This window comes from Phaeospirillum tilakii, assembly GCF_042683125.1.
In the GTDB taxonomy this organism is placed as follows: Bacteria; Pseudomonadota; Alphaproteobacteria; order Rhodospirillales; family Magnetospirillaceae; genus Phaeospirillum; species Phaeospirillum tilakii.
Genome location: NZ_JBHUIY010000001.1, coordinates 193,868 through 210,626, shown reverse-complemented (window position 1 = coordinate 210,626; position 16,759 = coordinate 193,868). Strand labels below are relative to the sequence as shown.

At 70.3% G+C, this 16,759-nt stretch carries 19 protein-coding genes; 15 read left to right on the top strand and 4 right to left on the bottom strand.

Annotated features, from left to right (window positions below):
- Positions 1-36: 36 nt before the first annotated feature.
- The 3 genes from ACFSNB_RS00980 to ACFSNB_RS00970 are packed head-to-tail and all read left to right on the top strand — an operon-like array spanning position 37 to position 2,225.
- Positions 37-510 (top strand): low molecular weight protein-tyrosine-phosphatase, encoded by a 474-nt coding sequence (locus ACFSNB_RS00980; RefSeq protein WP_377313616.1) that lies wholly within the window; start codon positions 37-39, stop codon positions 508-510.
- Positions 507-1,367, top strand: coding sequence for a fructosamine kinase family protein (locus ACFSNB_RS00975; protein ID WP_377313615.1), 861 nt, complete (start codon positions 507-509; stop codon positions 1,365-1,367). Before ACFSNB_RS00980 ends, ACFSNB_RS00975 begins: the two co-directional genes overlap by 4 nt.
- A gap of 15 nt (positions 1,368-1,382) precedes the next feature.
- Positions 1,383-2,225 (top strand): CgeB family protein, encoded by an 843-nt coding sequence (locus ACFSNB_RS00970; RefSeq protein ID WP_377313613.1) that lies wholly within the window; start codon positions 1,383-1,385, stop codon positions 2,223-2,225.
- A gap of 200 nt (positions 2,226-2,425) precedes the next feature.
- Here ACFSNB_RS00970 and ACFSNB_RS00965 read toward each other — a convergent pair whose 3' ends face one another.
- Positions 2,426-3,439, bottom strand: a complete 1,014-nt coding sequence (locus ACFSNB_RS00965; RefSeq protein WP_377313611.1) for a class I SAM-dependent methyltransferase — start codon at positions 3,437-3,439, stop codon at positions 2,426-2,428.
- A 4-nt stretch (positions 3,440-3,443) separates the two neighbouring features.
- A complete protein-coding gene (locus ACFSNB_RS00960) occupies positions 3,444-4,274 on the bottom strand; it encodes an NAD(+)--dinitrogen-reductase ADP-D-ribosyltransferase (protein ID WP_377313609.1) in 831 nt (276 codons plus the stop codon).
- Between the two features lie 137 nt (positions 4,275-4,411).
- On the opposite strand from ACFSNB_RS00960, the gene mazG reads away from it, so the two are divergent.
- From mazG to ACFSNB_RS00945, 3 genes are read left to right on the top strand one after another with little or no spacing between them, the layout of a single operon-like run.
- Positions 4,412-5,215, top strand: coding sequence for a nucleoside triphosphate pyrophosphohydrolase (gene mazG / locus ACFSNB_RS00955; protein WP_377313608.1), 804 nt, complete (start codon positions 4,412-4,414; stop codon positions 5,213-5,215).
- On the top strand, positions 5,205-5,858 hold the full coding sequence (locus ACFSNB_RS00950) for a hypothetical protein (protein WP_377313607.1): 654 nt from the start codon (positions 5,205-5,207) through the stop codon (positions 5,856-5,858). The genes mazG and ACFSNB_RS00950 overlap by 11 nt, the downstream gene beginning before the upstream one ends.
- Before the next feature lie 26 nt (positions 5,859-5,884).
- The gene (locus ACFSNB_RS00945; RefSeq protein ID WP_377313605.1) at positions 5,885-6,652 is read left to right on the top strand and encodes an SDR family NAD(P)-dependent oxidoreductase; all 768 of its coding nucleotides are present in this window, start codon (positions 5,885-5,887) and stop codon (positions 6,650-6,652) included.
- A gap of 171 nt (positions 6,653-6,823) precedes the next feature.
- Here ACFSNB_RS00945 and ACFSNB_RS00940 read toward each other — a convergent pair whose 3' ends face one another.
- Complete coding sequence (locus ACFSNB_RS00940; protein ID WP_377313603.1) at positions 6,824-8,017, bottom strand: FTR1 family iron permease; 1,194 nt, start codon at positions 8,015-8,017, stop codon at positions 6,824-6,826.
- A gap of 163 nt (positions 8,018-8,180) precedes the next feature.
- On the bottom strand, positions 8,181-8,873 hold the full coding sequence (locus tag ACFSNB_RS00935) for an alpha/beta hydrolase (RefSeq protein ID WP_377313602.1): 693 nt from the start codon (positions 8,871-8,873) through the stop codon (positions 8,181-8,183).
- Positions 8,874-9,086: 213 nt separating this feature from the next.
- On the opposite strand from ACFSNB_RS00935, the gene cysE reads away from it, so the two are divergent.
- The 9 genes from cysE to ACFSNB_RS00890 all read left to right on the top strand — a co-directional run bounded on the left by cysE (position 9,087) and on the right by ACFSNB_RS00890 (position 16,687).
- Positions 9,087-9,881: a serine O-acetyltransferase gene (gene cysE / locus ACFSNB_RS00930; protein WP_377313601.1), complete on the top strand. Its 795-nt coding sequence runs from the start codon at positions 9,087-9,089 to the stop codon at positions 9,879-9,881.
- Positions 9,878-10,348 carry an Rrf2 family transcriptional regulator gene (locus tag ACFSNB_RS00925; RefSeq protein ID WP_377313600.1) on the top strand — a complete coding sequence of 157 codons (471 nt, stop codon included), beginning with the start codon at positions 9,878-9,880 and terminating at the stop codon, positions 10,346-10,348. The genes cysE and ACFSNB_RS00925 overlap by 4 nt, the downstream gene beginning before the upstream one ends.
- A gap of 22 nt (positions 10,349-10,370) precedes the next feature.
- Positions 10,371-11,513 (top strand): cysteine desulfurase family protein, encoded by a 1,143-nt coding sequence (locus ACFSNB_RS00920; protein ID WP_377313599.1) that lies wholly within the window; start codon positions 10,371-10,373, stop codon positions 11,511-11,513.
- Positions 11,514-11,544: 31 nt separating this feature from the next.
- The gene (locus ACFSNB_RS00915) at positions 11,545-12,828 is read left to right on the top strand and encodes an IscS subfamily cysteine desulfurase (RefSeq protein WP_465264556.1); all 1,284 of its coding nucleotides are present in this window, start codon (positions 11,545-11,547) and stop codon (positions 12,826-12,828) included.
- 167 nt (positions 12,829-12,995) lie between these two features.
- Positions 12,996-13,400 carry a Fe-S cluster assembly scaffold IscU gene (iscU, locus tag ACFSNB_RS00910; RefSeq protein ID WP_377313598.1) on the top strand — a complete coding sequence of 135 codons (405 nt, stop codon included), beginning with the start codon at positions 12,996-12,998 and terminating at the stop codon, positions 13,398-13,400.
- 49 nt (positions 13,401-13,449) lie between these two features.
- On the top strand, positions 13,450-13,785 hold the full coding sequence (locus tag ACFSNB_RS00905; protein ID WP_377313597.1) for a HesB/IscA family protein: 336 nt from the start codon (positions 13,450-13,452) through the stop codon (positions 13,783-13,785).
- On the top strand, positions 13,766-14,416 hold the full coding sequence (gene hscB / locus ACFSNB_RS00900) for a Fe-S protein assembly co-chaperone HscB (protein ID WP_377313596.1): 651 nt from the start codon (positions 13,766-13,768) through the stop codon (positions 14,414-14,416). Before ACFSNB_RS00905 ends, hscB begins: the two co-directional genes overlap by 20 nt.
- Positions 14,417-16,318: a Fe-S protein assembly chaperone HscA gene (gene hscA / locus ACFSNB_RS00895; protein WP_377313595.1), complete on the top strand. Its 1,902-nt coding sequence runs from the start codon at positions 14,417-14,419 to the stop codon at positions 16,316-16,318.
- A 30-nt stretch (positions 16,319-16,348) separates the two neighbouring features.
- Entirely contained in the window at positions 16,349-16,687 is a 339-nt protein-coding gene (locus ACFSNB_RS00890) for a ferredoxin family 2Fe-2S iron-sulfur cluster binding protein (protein WP_377313593.1), read from the top strand.
- The last annotated feature ends 72 nt before the right edge of the window (positions 16,688-16,759 follow it).

The window sequence follows — 16,759 nt, the reverse complement described above, 5'->3', positions numbered from 1 at the left end:
ATACTGGCCCGCCCGATCGAAAACCGGAAAGCCACGATGGTCAAGGTCCTGTTCGTCTGCACCGGCAATATCTGCCGTTCCCCCACCGCCGAGGGGGTGTTCCGCGCCCTGGTCGAACGGCGCGGGCTGGAGCACCGGATCGAGGCGGATTCCGCCGGCACCCACGCCTATCACATCGGCGAGCCGCCGGATGCGCGCTCGATCGCCACCGCCGCCCGGCGCGGGTTCGACCTGCGGCCGCTCCGGGCGCGCAAGGTGGCGATCGAGGATTTCGACCGCTTCGACCTGCTGCTGGCGATGGACCGCGACCATCTGGCGCGGCTGGTCCGCCTCGCCCCAATCGAGCGGCGCGACCGGCTGGCGCTGTTCCTGTCGTTCTGTCCCGGGCTCGGCGCCGACGAGGTGCCCGATCCCTATTACGACGGGCCCGGGGCGTTCGAGCATGTGCTCGACCTGATCGAGGCCGGCAGCACCGCCCTGCTCGACCATCTCGCCGCCGGGGGACGATGAGCGCGGCGGCGGGGCTGCCGGCGGCGCTGGCCGCCCGCGTCGCCGCCATCACCGGCCGGGCGGTCCGCGCCGCCCGGCCGCTGGCCGGCGGCTCGGTCGGCACGGTGCTGCTGCTGACCCTCGACGATGGCAGCCGGCGGGTCGCCAAGCTCGGCCCCGGGCTGGAGCCGGAGGCCTGGATGCTGCGCTTCCTCGCCAGCAACACCGCTTTGCCGGTGCCGGCGCTGGAGGAGGGCGACGACGACCTGCTGCTGATGGCCCATGTCGAGACAGCGGGCGGGCTCGACGCCGCCGCCCAGGCCGACGCGGCCCGCGCCCTGGCCGCGCTGCACGCGATCACCGCCCCATCCTACGGGCTGGAGCGCGACACGGTGATCGGCGGGCTGGCCCAGCTCAACACCCCGGATCCCGACTGGGTCGCCTTCTACCGCGACCGCCGCCTGGGCGACATGGCCCGCCGCGCCCACGAAGCCGGGCGGCTGCCGGCGTCGCTACTGGGCCGGATCGAACGCCTCGGCGCCCGGCTCGACCAAATCCTCGACCCGCCGGCCCGGCCGGGGCTGGTCCATGGCGATGCCTGGAGCGGCAACATCCTGTGCCGGGCCGGCACGGTCGCCGCCTTCATCGATCCGGCGCTGTATTTCGCCGACCCGGAGATGGATCTCGCCTTCGGCACCCTGTTCGGCAGCTTCGGCCCGGCCTTCTTCGAGGAATATCACCGCCTGCGCCCGATCCGCCCCGGCTTCTGGGAGGAGCGCAAGGATCTGTATCTGTTATGGCCGCTGCTGGTCCATGTCCGCCTGTTCGGCTCGTCCTATCTCGAGCCGGTCGCGCGGATCGTGGCGCGGTGGGAATAGAAGGAACCGCCAGGGATGAAGTTCCAGGTCGTGCTGCTGTCGCCGCCGGGCTATCGCCATGCCGGCGCGCTGGCCGAGATCGCCGAGACGGTGGCCTGCGGGCTGCGCGCGCTCGGCCATGCCGCGCCGCTGGTGGTCAACCAGTTCGCCCCCGACGCCACCAACATCCTGCTCGGCGGCCATCTGCTGCCCGAGGCGATGCTGGACGGGTTGCCGGCGGGAACGGTGTTCTACAATCTCGAACAGGTCGAGCCGCATCTGTTCGAATGGGCGCCGCAGCTCCGCACCGCCTTTGCCCGCTTCGAGACCTGGGATTACAGCCGGCGCAACCTCGACAAGCTGGCCGAACTCGGCGTGCGGGGGCGGTTCCACCTGCTGCCGGTCGGCACCGTGCCGGAGATGAGCCGGATCCGCCCCGCCCCTTTGCAGGACATCGACGTGCTGTTCTACGGCGCGGTCAACGAGCATCGCCGGGTGGCGCTGAAGGCGATCCAGGATCGCGGCCTCAAGGTGGCGGCGGTGTTCGGCTGCTACGGCGCCGAGCGCGACGGCCTGATCGCCCGCGCCAAGCTGGTGATCAACCTGCACAAGCATCAGGCCCAGGTGTTCGAGGTGGTCCGGGTCTCCTACCTGCTCGCCAACCGCAAGGCGGTGGTGACCGAGCTGACCCCCGACACCGAAATCGATCCCGACCTGCGCGCGGCGGTGGCCGGGGCGGCCTATGACCAATTGGCCGAGACCTGCGCCAGCTTGATCGCCGACGAGGCGGCCCGCGCCGAATTGGAACAACGCGGGTTCGCGGCGATCAGCGCTCGGCGCGAAAGCGACTATCTCGCGGCACTGCTGGCGGAGCGCTGACGCGCTTTCGCGGGCTCTGCCCGCACCCGCCAAGGGCCGAAGGCCCTTGGATCCCGCTCATTCCTCATCAAGCGCGGAAAAGCTCGCCCAGCACCTGGTCTGCCAGGATGGCGGTTCCGGCGCGACGCCATGCCGAAAAACTTTATGGGATCCAAGGGCCCTCGGCCCTTGGCGGGCGCGGGCGGAGCCCGCATCAAGCCTCAGCGCCGCGCGGCGATCACCTTGTAGAGCCCGGTCTCGGCCAGTTGACTCACCTGGGCGAAACGCTCGGCCAGGATCCGTTCGTAGGGCAACTGGCGGTTGGCGACCAGCAGCAGGCGGCCGCCGGGGCGCAGGGTGGCGGCGGCCTGGGCGATGAAGGCCTGACCGAGGGCGACATCGGTGGTCTTGCCGCGATGGAACGGCGGGTTCATCACCACGAAATCATAGGCCCGCGCCGGCAACGGGCTGGCGGCGACATCCCACCAATGCAGGCTGGCGCGAGAAGCAAACCCGGCCTGATCGAGTGCCACGGCGGCGGCATCGAGCGCCAGCGCCTCGGCCTCGTAGAGGTCGAGCCGGGTGGCGGGGGCGGCGCGGCGCAGGGTCTCGACCGCGAGATAGCCCCAGCCGGCGCCGAGATCGGCGCCGCGTCCGGCCAGATCCTCCGGCAGGGATTCGGCCAGCAGGCGCGAGCCGGGGTCGATCTCGCGCCAACTGAACATCCCCGGCCGGGTCAGGAAGCCGGGGCCGGGATGGGGCGCCGGCCGGGCGGCGTCGCGCCAGTCGGCCCAGCCGGGCGGCAGATCGGCCTCGGTGCGGCGCAGCCAGAACAGCCGGCAATGATGCTTGGCGAGGCTGCCGGCCAGCGGCAGCACGGCGGCAACCTCGGCCTCCAGGCTGGCGGCGCCGCTGTCCTTGGCCCCGCCGGCCAGCAGGATCCCGCCGGGGACAAGGTGGCTCCAGGCGCGGGCGAGGTTGGCGCGGTTCTCCGCCTTGTCGCCGGTCAGCCGGCACAGGATCAGGTCGAAATCCCCCTCGATCCGGCGGGTGACGGTGGCCCCGGCGGCGGCGAGGGCGTCGTGGGCCGGCTTGAAGCTCTGCTCGCACAGCAACCCGGGCGGCAGGGCCGGGTCGGGCTCGGCCCGCAGCAGCGCCGCCCGGCCGTCGGCCGGTCCATCGAGCAGGCCGCGCGCCAGCGGCAGCAGCAGCGCCTTGAGGACGGGATCGCTCATCGGCTCAGATCTTGTCGGCGGTGACCCGGTAATCGCCGCCGATCACCAGATATTCCGCCTCGCCCTTCAGCGGATAGAGCGGCAGCAGGGCGTTGAAGAACAACACCTTGACCGTCGGCACCCGCACGGTGAGGATGGTTTCGCCGAAACAGTCGGCCACCTCGCGGTCGCTGCTGAACGAACCGAGATTGTTGAAGCGCATCACCACGCTGCGGCGGTCGAGCCGTTCGACGATCTGGTGTTCCTCGAACGAATTGACCCCGCGATAGAGGGTGATGTGCTCGCCCAGCGGGGCGGTGCCGCTGGTGATCGCCCACTGGCAATATTCGTAGAGGATGTCGAGTTGGGCCCAGATCGAGTTGTTGTGGAACTTGCTGGCCATCTTCTGATCGACATAGGCGTCCCAGGCCGGCGAATCGGTGTCGCGGATCGGCTCGCGGTGGAAGGTCGGCACCAGCCCGAACCGGCTTTCGACCCAGCCCTTCAGCACCGCCCCCTCGGCCGAGTTCGAATCATAGCCCCAGCCCAGCAGCAGGCGGATGAAGCTGGCGCGGTAGGGGCGCGGGATGCCGCCGGCCGGCTCGACCGTGGTGCGCTGCTCGGGGTCGATGCCGAACATCGCCGTCATGTATTTGGAAAAGGCGTCGGCCGCCTCGTGCCGGCCGTCGGAGCGTCCCAGCATCTGGAACAGGCCGCGGTTCATCTCGCGCACCCCGGAGATGTGCAGCGGGCGCGGCAGATCGTTGAAGGCCGGACTGCCGAGCAGGCCGGTCGGCAGCCCGACCAGATTGGTGCTGTGGCCGTGGCTGCCCTTGCGGGTGATGACTTGGTCCATGCTCCCCTCCCCCGCCGCAAAAGTGTCACAGCGGCGGCGGCGCGGCCAGCCTGTTTTGCGGTTCGCCAGCCTCTTGCCTCGCCGCCGCCGGGTGCTAGGATCGCCCCACCCTTCCCCCCCGAGGACCGATGCCGCCGATGGATCACCCTTCCCGCCCGATCGACCGCCTGCTGGCGCTGATGGCGCGTCTGCGCCACCCCGAGCAGGGCTGCCCGTGGGACCGCGAACAGAATTGGGCCAGCATCGCTCCCTACACCATCGAGGAGGCCTACGAGGTCGCCGACGCCATCGCCCGCGACGACGTCGCCGCGCTGAAGGAGGAACTGGGCGACCTGCTGTTCCAGGTGGTGTTCCACGCCCGCATCGCCGAGGAAAGCGGCCGGTTCGATTTCGACGCGGTAGCGACCGCGATCGCCGACAAGATGGTGCGCCGCCACCCCCATCTGTTCGCCGCCGACGGCACCCCGCCGCCGGGCTGGGAGGAGATCAAGCAGGCCGAGCGCGCCGCCGCCGGGGGCAACGGGGTGCTCGACGGCATCGCCCGCGCCCTGCCGCCGCTGACCCGCGCGGTCAAGCTGCAACGCCGCGCCGCCCGGGTCGGCTTCGACTGGGACGATCCCCGCGCCATCCTCGCCAAGCTGGAGGAGGAAGCGGGCGAGGTGGTGGCCGAACTCGACACCGGCGCCGATCCCGACCGGGTCGAGGACGAGGTCGGCGACCTGCTGTTCGTCTGCGTCAACCTCGCCCGCAAGCTGGCGATCGATCCCGACCGCGCCCTGGCCCGCGCCAACGAAAAGTTCGAGCGCCGTTTCCGCCACATCGAGGCCGCCCTGCGCGCCGAGGGGCGCGACCCGGCCGCCGCCTCGCTCGACGAAATGGAGGCGTTGTGGCAGGCTGCCAAGCGTCTGGAACCGAAGGCGGGAGGGGCCGGTGGCGGCTGACTGGCTGAAACGGCTGATGGCGGTGGCAGTGCTGCTGACGCTGTCGTCCTGCTACATCCCCGACAAGTTCCGCGCCGAGCTGCGGCTGTCGCGCTTCGGCGATTACGACCTGACCTACAAGGGCGACCTGATGTGGGCGCCGATTCTCGACGATTACCGCACCGGCAAGATCACCCCGGACAACGAGGCGGAGAAGATCGAGAACATCCGCAAGGATCTCTCCCGCGACATCGCCTTCCGCAAGATCGAATCGCGCGGCCGCGGCCGCTTCGCGGTCGAATATGAACGCGCCGGCCGGCTCGGGCAGGTTCAGTTGGTGGCGCTGATCCGCCGCGATGCCCGCATCCTGATGCTGCGGGCCTTGCAGAACGGCGGCATCGTCGTCACCGCCAACAGTCTGCGCCCGTCCGATGCCCAGACCCTGGCCGAGCTCGGACTGACGATGGAAGGCGAGTTCCGCATCACCACCGACGCCAACGTGGTCGATCACAACGCCACCGAGGTGCGGCAGTTCGGCGCCTACCGGGTCTATGTCTGGAAGATCGACGGCCCGCTCGCCCCGGCGCCGCATCTGGCGATGGTGCGGGATTCCGATCCGCGCCGGCCGCTGCCGCCGCCGCCGTCGAGCAAGATGCAGCCCTGAACCGCCGGCCGCGCCAAGGAGATGCCATGAGCTGGACCGACCGCACCGTGATGATCACCGGCGCCACCGCCGGCTTCGGCACCGCCATCGCCCGCCGCTTCGCCGCGCTGGGCGCCCGGCTGGTGCTGTGCGGCCGCCGCGCCGACCGCCTCGCCGCCCTCGCCGCCGAACTGGCCCCGGCGCCGGTCCATGCCGCCCCGCTCGACGTGCGCGACCGCGCCGCGATCGCCGCCTTCGTCGCCGCCCTGCCGCCGGCCTTCGCCGCGATCGACCTGCTGGTCAACAATGCCGGGCTGGCTCTGGGACTCGACCGCGCCGACCGGGCCGATCCCGACGATTGGGACACCATGATCGACACCAACCTGCGCGGGCTGGTCCAGGTCACCCGCGCGGTGCTGCCGGGGATGGTGGCGCGCGACCGCGGCCACATCGTCAATATCGGCTCGGTCGCCGGCAGCCATCCCTATCCCGGCGGCAACGTCTATGGCGCCACCAAGGCGGCGGTGGCCCAGTTTTCCTACAATCTCCAGGCCGATCTGGTCGCCACCCGGCTGCGGGTCACCAACATCGAGCCCGGCCTGTGCGGCGGCTCGGAATTCTCCCAGGTCCGCTTCCACGGCGACGAGGGCCGCGCCGCCCAGGTCTATGCCGGCACCGAGCCGCTGACCGCCGAGGACATCGCCGAGACGGTGGTGTGGGCCGCCAGCCAGCCGCCCCACGTCAATATCGGCCGGATCGAGCTGACCCCGATCTGTCAGGCTCCCGGCGGGCTGGTCGTTCACCGCCGCGTCTGAGGTTGGTGGGCTCTGCCCACCCCCGCCAAGGGCCGCAAGGCCCTTGGATCCCGTCGATGGTCGGGCGCGGAAAAGCCGGTCAGCCTGGGCGCGGGCGTTGGTCGCGCGAAGGAGAGGGAATGGGTTCCAAGGGCCTTGCGGCCCTTGGCGGGTGCGGGCGGAGCCCGCCTGTCAGCGGCTGTGCGCCGGGCGGTCGCGGCGGGGCCGGGCCTGCCACAGCCACCAGACCCCCACCGCCAGCGACGGCAGCACCAGCAGGGCCTGGGCGGCGATTCCTTCGAGGGTGGGGTGGAAGCCGATCCAGCCATAGGTCGGCCAGCCGTCGAGCCCGGTAGCCGGCAGCAGGCGGGCGGTCTGCAACTCGACCACCCCGTCGCCGGCGAAGCAGATCGCGAGGTAATAAAGCAGGGCGGCGGTGGCGTTGAAGAACAGCCGCAGCGGCAGCCGGACCGACAGGAACCGCATCGTCAGATAGATCCCGGCCAGCGCCAGCACCGCCACGGCGATGCCCAGGCTGACGGCGGCCCCCTGCCCCGGCGCGGCGGCGGCCAGCGCCTGATAGAACAGCACCGTCTCGGCCCCCTCGCGGAACACGGCGAGGAAGGCGGCGAAACCGATCGCGAACAGCCGCCCGCCGGCGGCGGCCCGGCCGATCTGGTCCTTGATGTAGGCCTGCCAGCGTTCGAACTCGCGTTTGGCCACCAGCCACCAACAGCAATAGAACAGCACCGCCGCCGCCAGCAGCATGGTGACGCCCTCGATCACGTCCTCGTCCGGACCGGACAGCGCCAGCGCCTCGCTCAGCGCCCAGGCCATCGCCAGACTGGCCGCCACCGCCCACGCCACCCCCTGGAACACCACCCGTTCATGGCGCTCGGCGCCGGTGCGGTGCAGGAAGGTCAGCAGCGCCGACACCACCAGCAGCGCCTCGACCCCCTCGCGGATCAGGATCAGCGCCGATTGGCCGAGGGTCCTCCAGAAGCCGACGCCGCCGATCCGCACCGGGACCAGATCGAGCCGGCCGCGCAGATCGCCCCAGGCCGCCTGCACCGCCTCGGGCGGGGCGCCCCGGCGGGCGAGGCCGATCATCTGGGCGAAGCCGGCCTCGATCTCGCCCTTGAGGGCGGGATCGATCGCGCCGACCGCCTGATCGAGCGGCCCCTCGAACCGGTCGAAATACAGCGCGGACACCGCGTCGATCGTCTGTTGTTTCTGTTCGGGACGATAGGAAGCGGCCAGGGCGTCACCCTGGGCGGTGATCTGCCGGGTCGCCTCGATCGGATCGAAGATGTCGGCCCAGGCCGGCGGGATGGCCAGCCAGAGGGTCAGCAGCAGGGCCAGCAGGGCCAGACCGGATCGCTTCATCGCCACGCCTCCTCGCCGGCGACCGGTCCGGCGGGGCGGCGGGCCCGGCCCGCGACGCGGGACGCCGCGCGATCGCGTTTTCGCTGAGACTACCCTTTTTCGCCGAAAAATTCTGCAAATGCGTGTCCCCGTCGCCGGCCGCCGCCGGCGACGGGGACACGGATCACTCGGCGATGCCCGCCACCGCCAGTTGGGCGGCGGTCGAGGTCGCCGGACGCAGCGGGCAGGCCTCGGCCAGATAGGTTTCGACCAGACTGCCCAACTCGTCGAGCTGGGCGCCGAAGAAATGGTTGGCCCCCTCGATGGTGCGGTAGCCGACCCGGATGCTGCGCTGGGCGGCCAGCTTGGCCGCCAGCTTGGCGACGCTGGCCTCGGGCACCAGATCGTCGGCGGTGCCGTGGACGATCAGCCCCGAGGAGGGACAGGGCGCCAGGAAGGTGAAGTCGAACACGTTGGCCGGCGGGGCCACCGAGACGAAGCCGTCGATCTCGGGCCGCCGCATCAGCAGCTGCATCGCGATCCAGGCCCCGAACGAGAAGCCGCCGACCCAGCAGGCCTGCGCGTTCGGGTTGAACGACTGCATCCAGTCAAGCGCCGACGCCGCGTCCGACAATTCCCCCTGGCCATTGTCGAACTTGCCCTGACTGCGGCCGACGCCGCGAAAATTGAAACGGAGGGTCGAGAACCCCCGCCGCACGAAGGCGTGATAGAGAGCGAACACCACCTTGTTGTTCATCGTTCCGCCGTGCTGCGGATGAGGATGCAACAGGAGGGCCAGGGGTGCGTTGGACGACTTTCCGTGATGATAGCGCCCTTCGAGACGGCCGTCCGGTCCGTTGAAAATCACTTCAGGCATGGTTCACCGCACTCATCTCCCACTCCCGTCGCCGCCCGAAAGCCGAGCGGACGAATCAGGATAAAAAGCACAAAATCCGCCCTAAAGCCGGCCAAACTTGACCTGCCTTGTCGGACATAGTACAGTCCACCGCGATGTGCTGGCGCGCCGGAATGATCACTTCCCCCGACGGCCGATCCGGCCGTCCTGGCTCAGATTAACATATTGAGAGCTATGATTTTCAAGAGGCTTCGCGAAGACATCGATTCGATCCGCGCCCGCGACCCCGCCGCCCACTCCCGGCTCGAGGTCGTGCTGTGCTACCCCGGCCTGCACGCGGTGACGATCCACCGCCTGTCGCACTGGTGCTGGCAACGCGGCGCCCGGGTGCTCGGCCGGTTTCTGTCCCATCTCGGCCGGCTGTTCACCGGGATCGAGATCCACCCCGGCGCCACGGTCGGGCCCCGGCTGTTCATCGATCACGGCACCGGCGTGGTGATCGGCGAGACCGCCGAGATCGGCGCCGACGTCACCCTCTATCACGGCGTCACCCTGGGCGGCACCTCGCTGCACCGGGGCAAGCGCCACCCCACCCTGCAAGACGGGGTGATCGTCGGTTCGGGCGCCCAGGTGCTCGGCCCGGTCACCGTCGGCCAGGGCGCCCGGATCGGCGCCAACGCGGTGGTGCTGACCGACGTCCCCCCCGGGGTGACGATGGTCGGCATTCCGGCGCGGATGGTGATGCGCCGGGCCAAGGGGGTCGAATTCTGCGCCTACGGGCTGCCGGAGAATTCCTCCGCCCTGCCCGATCCGATGGTCCGGGCGATCGACAGCCTGCGCGGTCAGGTCGCCACCCTGGTCGAGCGGGTGCGCGAGCTCGAAACCGAACTGCACGGGCACCCGGCGCTGGGGTGCTCGCGTCTGCCTCATCTGGTGTCCGGCGAGACGACGCCCCCGGCCGCCGGCCATCCCCCGCCCCATCCCGCTCCCGCCGGCGGGACGGCACCGCATCGGGAGACGGGATCATGAAACTCAGCACCAAGGGACGCTACGCGGTGATGGCGATGGTCGATCTCGCCAGCCATTCCCACGGCAGCCCGGTCGCGCTGGCCGACATCGCCGAGCGCCAGGAGATTTCCCTGTCCTATCTGGAACAATTGTTCGGAAAGTTACGCAAAGGGGGGCTGGTCAAGAGCGTGCGCGGCCCGGGCGGCGGCTATCTGCTGTCGCGGCCGGCGCAGCAGATCCGCATCTCCGACATCATCCTGGCGGTGGACGAGCCGATCCAGACCACCCGCTGCTCGCCCGGCACCCCGTCCGGCTGCCATGACGACAAGGGGCGCTGCCTGACCCACGATCTGTGGGAGGAACTGGGCAACCAGATCTATCTCTACCTCAGCTCGGTGTCGCTGGCCGACGTCTGCGAACGGCGTCTGCTCGGCACCTCGGGAATGTTCCACGGCGGCGACCGGTCCGGCACCGTCGCGGCACAATAGCCCGGCCCGGAGGCCCGCACCGATGGCCACGGTCTATCTCGATTACAATGCCGGCGCCCCGCTGCGGCCCGAGGTCGCGGCGGCGATCGCCGCCGCCTGGGCCGCGCCGGGCAACCCCTCGGCGGTGCACGGCCCCGGCCGCGCCGCCCGCGCCCGGATCGAGGCGGCGCGGGCCGAGGTGGCGGCGCTGGTCGGGGCCGATCCGGCCGGATTGATCTTCACTTCGGGCGGCACCGAGGCCAATGCCGCCTTGCTGGCCGGGCTGGCGGTGCCGCGCCTGCTGCTGTCGGCGATCGAGCATCCCTCGCTGGCGGTGGCGGCGGCGGCACGCGGCGGCGAGGAAATCGCGGTCGGCCCGGACGGGGTGATCGACCTCGCCGATCTCGACCGCCGGCTCGCCGCCGATCCGCGTCCGGCGCTGGTGTCGGTGATGCTGGCCAACAACGAGACCGGGGTGATCCAGCCGGTGGCCGAGGCGGCGCGGCTGGTCCACGCCCGGGGCGGCTGGCTGCATTGCGACGCGGCCCAGGCCGCCGGACGGATTCCGGTCGCGCTCGACGCGCTCGCTGCCGATTTTCTCACCCTGTCCGCCCACAAGATGGGCGGTCCGCCCGGAATCGGCGCGCTGGTGCTGGCCGATCCGTCGCGACAATTGGCATCCCTCTTGCTTGGAGGGGGACAGGAGAGCGGACGCCGCGCCGGCACCGAGAACCTGCCCGGCATCGTCGGCTTCGGCGCCGCCTCGGCGTTGGTAGGGGATGATTTGGCGCCCGACGGCCCCACATTTCGAGTGGGCGCGCTGCGGGACCGGCTGGAAAAGCTGGCGCTGGCGCGGGTGCCGACGGCACGGGTGATCGGGGCCGGCGCGCCCCGGCTGGGCAACACCAGTTGCCTTGCCCTGCCCGGTCTGGCCGGGGCGACCCAGGTGATGGCGCTCGACCTCGCCGGGATCGCGGTCAGCAGCGGCCCGGCCTGCGCCTCGGGCCGGCAGAGGTCGAGCCGGGTGCTGGCGGCGATGGGCCTGCCCGACACGGTGGCCGGATCGGCGATCCGGGTCAGCCTGGGTTGGGCCAGCACGGATCAAGATGTCGACCGGTTCGTCGCCGCCTGGGGCGAACTGGCCGGACGCAAGGGATTTACGGTCAGCGCGCCCCAGGCGGCGTGACCGGAGGACAGAAGAAGGAAGGAATGCAGCCATGACCGCCCACGTCCCCCCGACGACCTCGCCTTCGCTCGAACCGGGCGTCACCCCGGCGCTGCCGCGCCGCCCCGGCATGCCGATCTATCTCGATTACCAGGCCACCACCCCGTGCGACCCGCGGGTGGTGGCGGCGATGCTGCCCTGGTTCACCGAGAAGTTCGGCAACCCCCATTCGCGCAACCACGCCTATGGCTGGGAAGCCGAGGAGGCGGTCGAGCAGGCCCGCGCCGAAATCGCCGCCCTGATCGGCGCCGACGCCAAGGAAATCGTGTTCACCTCGGGCGCGACCGAATCCAACAATCTGGCGATCAAGGGCGCCGCCCGCTTCCTGCGCGACAAGCGCGACCACATCATCACCGTCACCACCGAGCACAAATGCGTGCTCGACACCTGCCGCCATCTCGAACAGGACGGCTTCCGCGTCACCTACCTGCCGGTCGGCACCGACGGGCTGATCGACCTCGACCAACTCGCCGCCGAGATCACCGACCGCACCGCCGTGGTGTCGGTGATGGGCGCCAACAACGAGATCGGGGTGATCCAGCCGCTGGCCGAGATCGGCGCGCTGTGCCGGTCGAAGGGGGTGCTGTTCCACAGCGACTGCGCCCAGGCCGTCGGCAAGATCCCGCTCGACGTCAACGCGATGAACATCGACCTGATGAGCATCTCCGGCCACAAGATCTACGGGCCGAAGGGGATCGGCGCCCTTTACGTCCGCCGCCGCCCCCGCGTCCGGCTGGTGCCGTTGATCAATGGCGGCGGCCAGGAACGCGGCATGCGCTCGGGCACGCTGGCGACCCCGCTCTGCGTCGGCTTCGGCACCGCCGCCGCCCTGTGCAAGGCCGAGATGGCCAGCGAGGCCGAACGGCTGCTCGGGCTGCGCAACCGGCTGCTGTCCGGGCTGGAGCAGCGGCTGCCCGAGATCTACGTCAATGGCGACCTGGAACGCCGCCTGCCCGGCAACCTCAACGTCTCGTTCGCCTTCGTCGAGGGCGAGGGGCTGATGATGGGAATCAAGGGCCTCGCGGTGTCGTCGGGCTCGGCCTGCACCTCGGCCTCGCTCGAACCCTCCTATGTGCTGCGGGCGCTGGGCCTCAGCCCGGAAATGGCGCATACCAGCCTGCGCCTCGGCCTCGGCCGCTTCACCACCGAGGACGAGGTCGGCACCGCGATCGACCAGATCGCCGAGGCGGTCGAGCATCTGCGCGGGTTGAGCCCGCTGTGGGAGATGCACCAGGAAGGCATCGACGTCAGCACGGTGCAGTGGGCCGAGCATTGATCGGCGGGCTGCCGCCCGCACCCGCTTGGGGCAAGGCCCCAAACCCCCTCTTTTTTCAGCAAAAAGAGGGAGGGAGCGGCGGTGGCCATCAGGACGGGATTGAGCGCGGGCCGATAATTTGGAATAATTCTCGAAAGATCGGCATCCGCAACGGGGAGTAGAGTAACATGGCATACAGCGACAAGGTCATCGACCATTACGAACATCCGCGCAATGTCGGCTCGCTCGACAAGAACGACGAGTCGGTCGGCACCGGTCTGGTCGGCGCCCCGGCCTGCGGCGACGTGATGAAGCTCCAGATCAAGGTCAACGCCGAGGGCATCATCGAGGACGCCAAGTTCAAGACCTTCGGCTGCGGCTCGGCGATCGCGTCGTCGTCGCTGGTGACCGAATGGGTCAAGGGCAAGAGCCTGGACGAGGCCGGCCAGATCAAGAACACCGACATCGCCCAGGAACTGGCGCTGCCGCCGGTCAAGATCCATTGTTCGGTGCTGGCCGAGGATGCGATCAAGGCGGCGATCGCCGATTACCGCGCCAAATCCGGCAAGGACGACAGCGCGGCGGCGGAATAAGCTTGGCCGCTCCGGGTTTCCTGTTCAGACTTACGCGAGGATCCGCATCATGAGCCCTGCCCCCCTGATCGTCACCGACGCCGCCGCCGAGCGGGTCAAGGCCCTGCTGGCCAAACGCGGCAAGCCGTCGGCCGGCATCCGCATCGGCGTCCAGTCGAAGGGCTGCTCCGGCCTGTCCTACACCCTCGAATATGCCGACGAGCGCACCCCCTACGACGAGGTGGTCGAGCATAACGGCGTCACCGTGCTGATCGATCCCAAGGCGACGATGTTCATCCTCGGCACCGAGATGGACTTCGTCGAGGACAAGATGCAGTCCGGCTTCGTCTTCCGCAACCCGAACGAGAAGGGCCGCTGTGGCTGTGGTGAATCCTTCCACGTCTGAGGCGCCGGGCGCGGCGGCGTCCGCCGCCCGGATCGTCCCCTGCTGGTCCTGCAAGGGACCGGTGGCGGCCCGCGCCCTGTTCTGCTCGGTCTGCGGCGCGGTGCAGGGGCCGGGGGCGGTCGATCCGTTCACCCGGCTCGGCCTGATCGCCTCGTTCGACCTCGACCTCGCCCAGCTCGAACGCCAGTATCTCGGCCTCCAGATGCGGCTGCATCCCGACCGCTTCGCCGCCCGCGCCCCGCGCGAGAAGGCGCTGTCGCAGGCCCAGGCCACCGCGATCAACGAGGCCTACGAGACCCTCAAGGACCCGCTGAAGCGCGCCGCCGCCCTGCTGGCGCTGCGCGGCCGGCCGGTCGATCTGACCGCCTGCGGCACCATCAACGACCGCGCGTTGCTGATGGAGCAGATGGAACGGCGCGAGGCGCTGGCCGAGGCCGCCAGCGCCGACGAGGTCGCCCGGCTGGCGATGGAGGCCGAATCGGCGGTGCTGGCCTGCCAGTGCCGGATCTCCGCCGCCTTCAACGCCGCCGAGCTGGAGCAGGCCGCCCATCTCGCCATCCGCCTCAAATACCTGGTCAAGCTGGCCGAAGAGGCCCGCGCCAAGAAGTCCCGCCTGACGAGGATGCCCTGAATGCTGCTGCAACTGCATGAACCCGGCGAGAGCCCGGCCCCCCACCAGGAGGAACGCGGCCTCGCCGTCGGGATCGATCTTGGCACCACCAATTCGGTGGTGGCGCTGGCCCGCAGCGGCGCGGTCGAGGTGCTGCGCGACGCCGAGGGCAAGGCGCTGGTCCCCTCGGTCGCCTGCTATGACGACCAGGGCGGGGTGATCGTCGGCCGCGAGGCGCGGCGGATGATCCTGGAAGCGCCCGAGCGGGTGGTCAGTTCGGTCAAGCGGCTGATGGGGCGCGGCGCCGACGACGTCAAGGCGCTGGCCGGCACCCTGCCCTACCAGCTCGACAGCGCCGCCGAGGGCGGCATGGTGCGGCTGCGCGTCGCCGGCCGCACCCTGACCCCGGTCGAGGTGTCGGCCGACATCCTGCGGGTGCTGCGCGCCCGCGCCGAGGAGGCCCAGGGCAAGCCGGTCGATCGCGCCGTGGTCACCGTGCCGGCCTATTTCGACGACGCCGCCCGCACCGCCACCAAGGACGCCGCCCGCCTCGCCGGGCTCGAAGTGCTGCGCCTCGTCAACGAACCGACCGCCGCCGCGCTGGCCTACGGGCTCGATCACGGTTCGGAAGGGCTGTACGCGGTCTATGACCTCGGCGGCGGCACCTTCGACCTGTCGATCCTGCGGATGGAAAAGGGGGTGTTCCAGGTCCGCGCCACCGGCGGCGACGCCGCGCTGGGCGGCGACGACATCGACCATGCGGTGGCCGAGCATTTCCTCGCCGAACGCGAGGGGGCCGAGCGCGAGGGGGCCGAGCGCGACGGCGCCAAGCCGGTCCTGACCGAGGGCGAGGTCAAGCAGATCCTCGCCGCCGCCCGCGTCGCCAAGGAATGCCTGTCGACCCAGGCCGAGGGCGAATGGCGGATCGAGCTGGGCGGGGTGTCGAGCCGGCACAGCCTGACCAAGGATCAGTTGGAGGCGCTGGCCGCGCCGTGGATCGACCGCACCATCGCGATCTGCCGTCAGGTGATCGAGGATGCCGGGATCGAGATCGGCGACATCCACGGCGTGGTGCTGGTCGGCGGCGCCACCCGGATGCCGCTGGTGCGGCGGTCGGTCGAGGCGCTGTTCGGCCGCCCGCCGCTGGCCGACATCAATCCCGACGAGGTGGTGGCGGTCGGCGCCGCGTTGCAGGCCGAGGCACTGACCCGCGGCGGCGACACCCTGCTGCTCGACGTCACCCCGCTGTCGCTCGGGCTTGAGACGATGGGCGGGATCGTCGAGAAGCTGATCCCGCGCAACACCCCGATCCCGGTGGCGATGGCCCAGGACTTCACCACCTATCAGGACGGCCAGACGGCGATGACCATCCACGTCGTCCAGGGCGAGCGCGAGATGGTCGATCAGACCCGCTCGCTGGCCCGCTTCGTCCTGCGCGGCATCCCGCCGATGACCGCCGGCGCCGCCCGCATCCGCGTCACCTTCACCGTCGATGCCGACGGGCTGCTGACCGTCTCGGCGCGCGAGGACACCACCGGCACCGAGCAGCAGATCGCGGTCAAGCCGTCCTACGGCCTGACCGACGACGAAATGGCGACGATGCTGCGCGATTCGCTCGAACATGCCCGCGAGGACATGGAAAGCCGGCTGCTGGCCGAGGCGGTGGTCGAGGCGCGCCGCTCGGTGCTGGCGGTCCAGGCCGCGCTCGGGGTCGATGCCGACCTGCTGTCGGCCGCCGAACAGGCCGAGATCGAGGCCGCGATCAAGGCGATCGACACCGCCATCGCCACCAACAGCCGCGAGGCGGTGCTGGCCGCCACCGAGGCGCTGGAAGCCGCCACCAAGACCTTCGCCGAACGCCGGATGGATCGCGGCATCCGCAACGCCCTGGCCGGCGTCGCGGTCGATGCGCTCGACAGCTGACCCGTCACCACCGACTCAACAGGGACCCTCATGCCCAAACTGACCTTCATCAATCCCGATGGCTCGCGCACCGAAGTCGAGGCCGCGCTCGGCCAGTCGGTGCTCGAAGCCGCCCATCGCGGCCATGTCGAACTCGAAGGCGCCTGCGAAGGCTCGCTGGCCTGCTCGACCTGCCACGTCGTCGTCGCCAAGGAATGGTATGACCGCCTGCCCCAGGCCAGCGAGGACGAGGAAGACATGCTCGACCTCGCCTTCGGCCTGACCGCCACCTCGCGCCTCGGCTGCCAGATCATCATGACCGAAGACCTCGACGGGCTGGTGGTCACCCTCCCCGCCGCCACCCGCAACATGATGATCGGCAAACGCTGAACGCTCCTTATTGGGCTTTCGCCCAAACCCAACCGGGGCGATGCCCCGGACCCCCTTCTCTTTCGTCTGTTG

Excerpts from the sequence above, each read along its gene's own strand:
- ACFSNB_RS00980 (WP_377313616.1), top strand. The coding sequence starts at position 37 with ATGGTCAAGGTCCTGTTCGTCTGCACCGGCAATATCTGCCGTTCCCCC.
- ACFSNB_RS00965 (WP_377313611.1), bottom strand. The coding sequence starts at position 3,439 with ATGAGCGATCCCGTCCTCAAGGCGCTGCTGCTGCCGCTGGCGCGCGGC.
- ACFSNB_RS00945 (WP_377313605.1), top strand. The coding sequence starts at position 5,885 with ATGAGCTGGACCGACCGCACCGTGATGATCACCGGCGCCACCGCCGGC.
- ACFSNB_RS00960 (WP_377313609.1), bottom strand. The coding sequence starts at position 4,274 with ATGGACCAAGTCATCACCCGCAAGGGCAGCCACGGCCACAGCACCAAT.
- ACFSNB_RS00915 (WP_465264556.1), top strand. The coding sequence starts at position 11,545 with ATGACCGCCCACGTCCCCCCGACGACCTCGCCTTCGCTCGAACCGGGC.
- mazG (WP_377313608.1), top strand. The coding sequence starts at position 4,412 with ATGGATCACCCTTCCCGCCCGATCGACCGCCTGCTGGCGCTGATGGCG.
- iscU (WP_377313598.1), top strand. The coding sequence starts at position 12,996 with ATGGCATACAGCGACAAGGTCATCGACCATTACGAACATCCGCGCAAT.
- cysE (WP_377313601.1), top strand. The coding sequence starts at position 9,087 with ATGATTTTCAAGAGGCTTCGCGAAGACATCGATTCGATCCGCGCCCGC.
- ACFSNB_RS00975 (WP_377313615.1), top strand. The coding sequence starts at position 507 with ATGAGCGCGGCGGCGGGGCTGCCGGCGGCGCTGGCCGCCCGCGTCGCC.
- ACFSNB_RS00935 (WP_377313602.1), bottom strand. The coding sequence starts at position 8,873 with ATGCCTGAAGTGATTTTCAACGGACCGGACGGCCGTCTCGAAGGGCGC.
- hscA (WP_377313595.1), top strand. The coding sequence starts at position 14,417 with ATGCTGCTGCAACTGCATGAACCCGGCGAGAGCCCGGCCCCCCACCAG.
- ACFSNB_RS00905 (WP_377313597.1), top strand. The coding sequence starts at position 13,450 with ATGAGCCCTGCCCCCCTGATCGTCACCGACGCCGCCGCCGAGCGGGTC.
- ACFSNB_RS00970 (WP_377313613.1), top strand. The coding sequence starts at position 1,383 with ATGAAGTTCCAGGTCGTGCTGCTGTCGCCGCCGGGCTATCGCCATGCC.
- ACFSNB_RS00925 (WP_377313600.1), top strand. The coding sequence starts at position 9,878 with ATGAAACTCAGCACCAAGGGACGCTACGCGGTGATGGCGATGGTCGAT.
- ACFSNB_RS00940 (WP_377313603.1), bottom strand. The coding sequence starts at position 8,017 with ATGAAGCGATCCGGTCTGGCCCTGCTGGCCCTGCTGCTGACCCTCTGG.
- ACFSNB_RS00920 (WP_377313599.1), top strand. The coding sequence starts at position 10,371 with ATGGCCACGGTCTATCTCGATTACAATGCCGGCGCCCCGCTGCGGCCC.
- ACFSNB_RS00890 (WP_377313593.1), top strand. The coding sequence starts at position 16,349 with ATGCCCAAACTGACCTTCATCAATCCCGATGGCTCGCGCACCGAAGTC.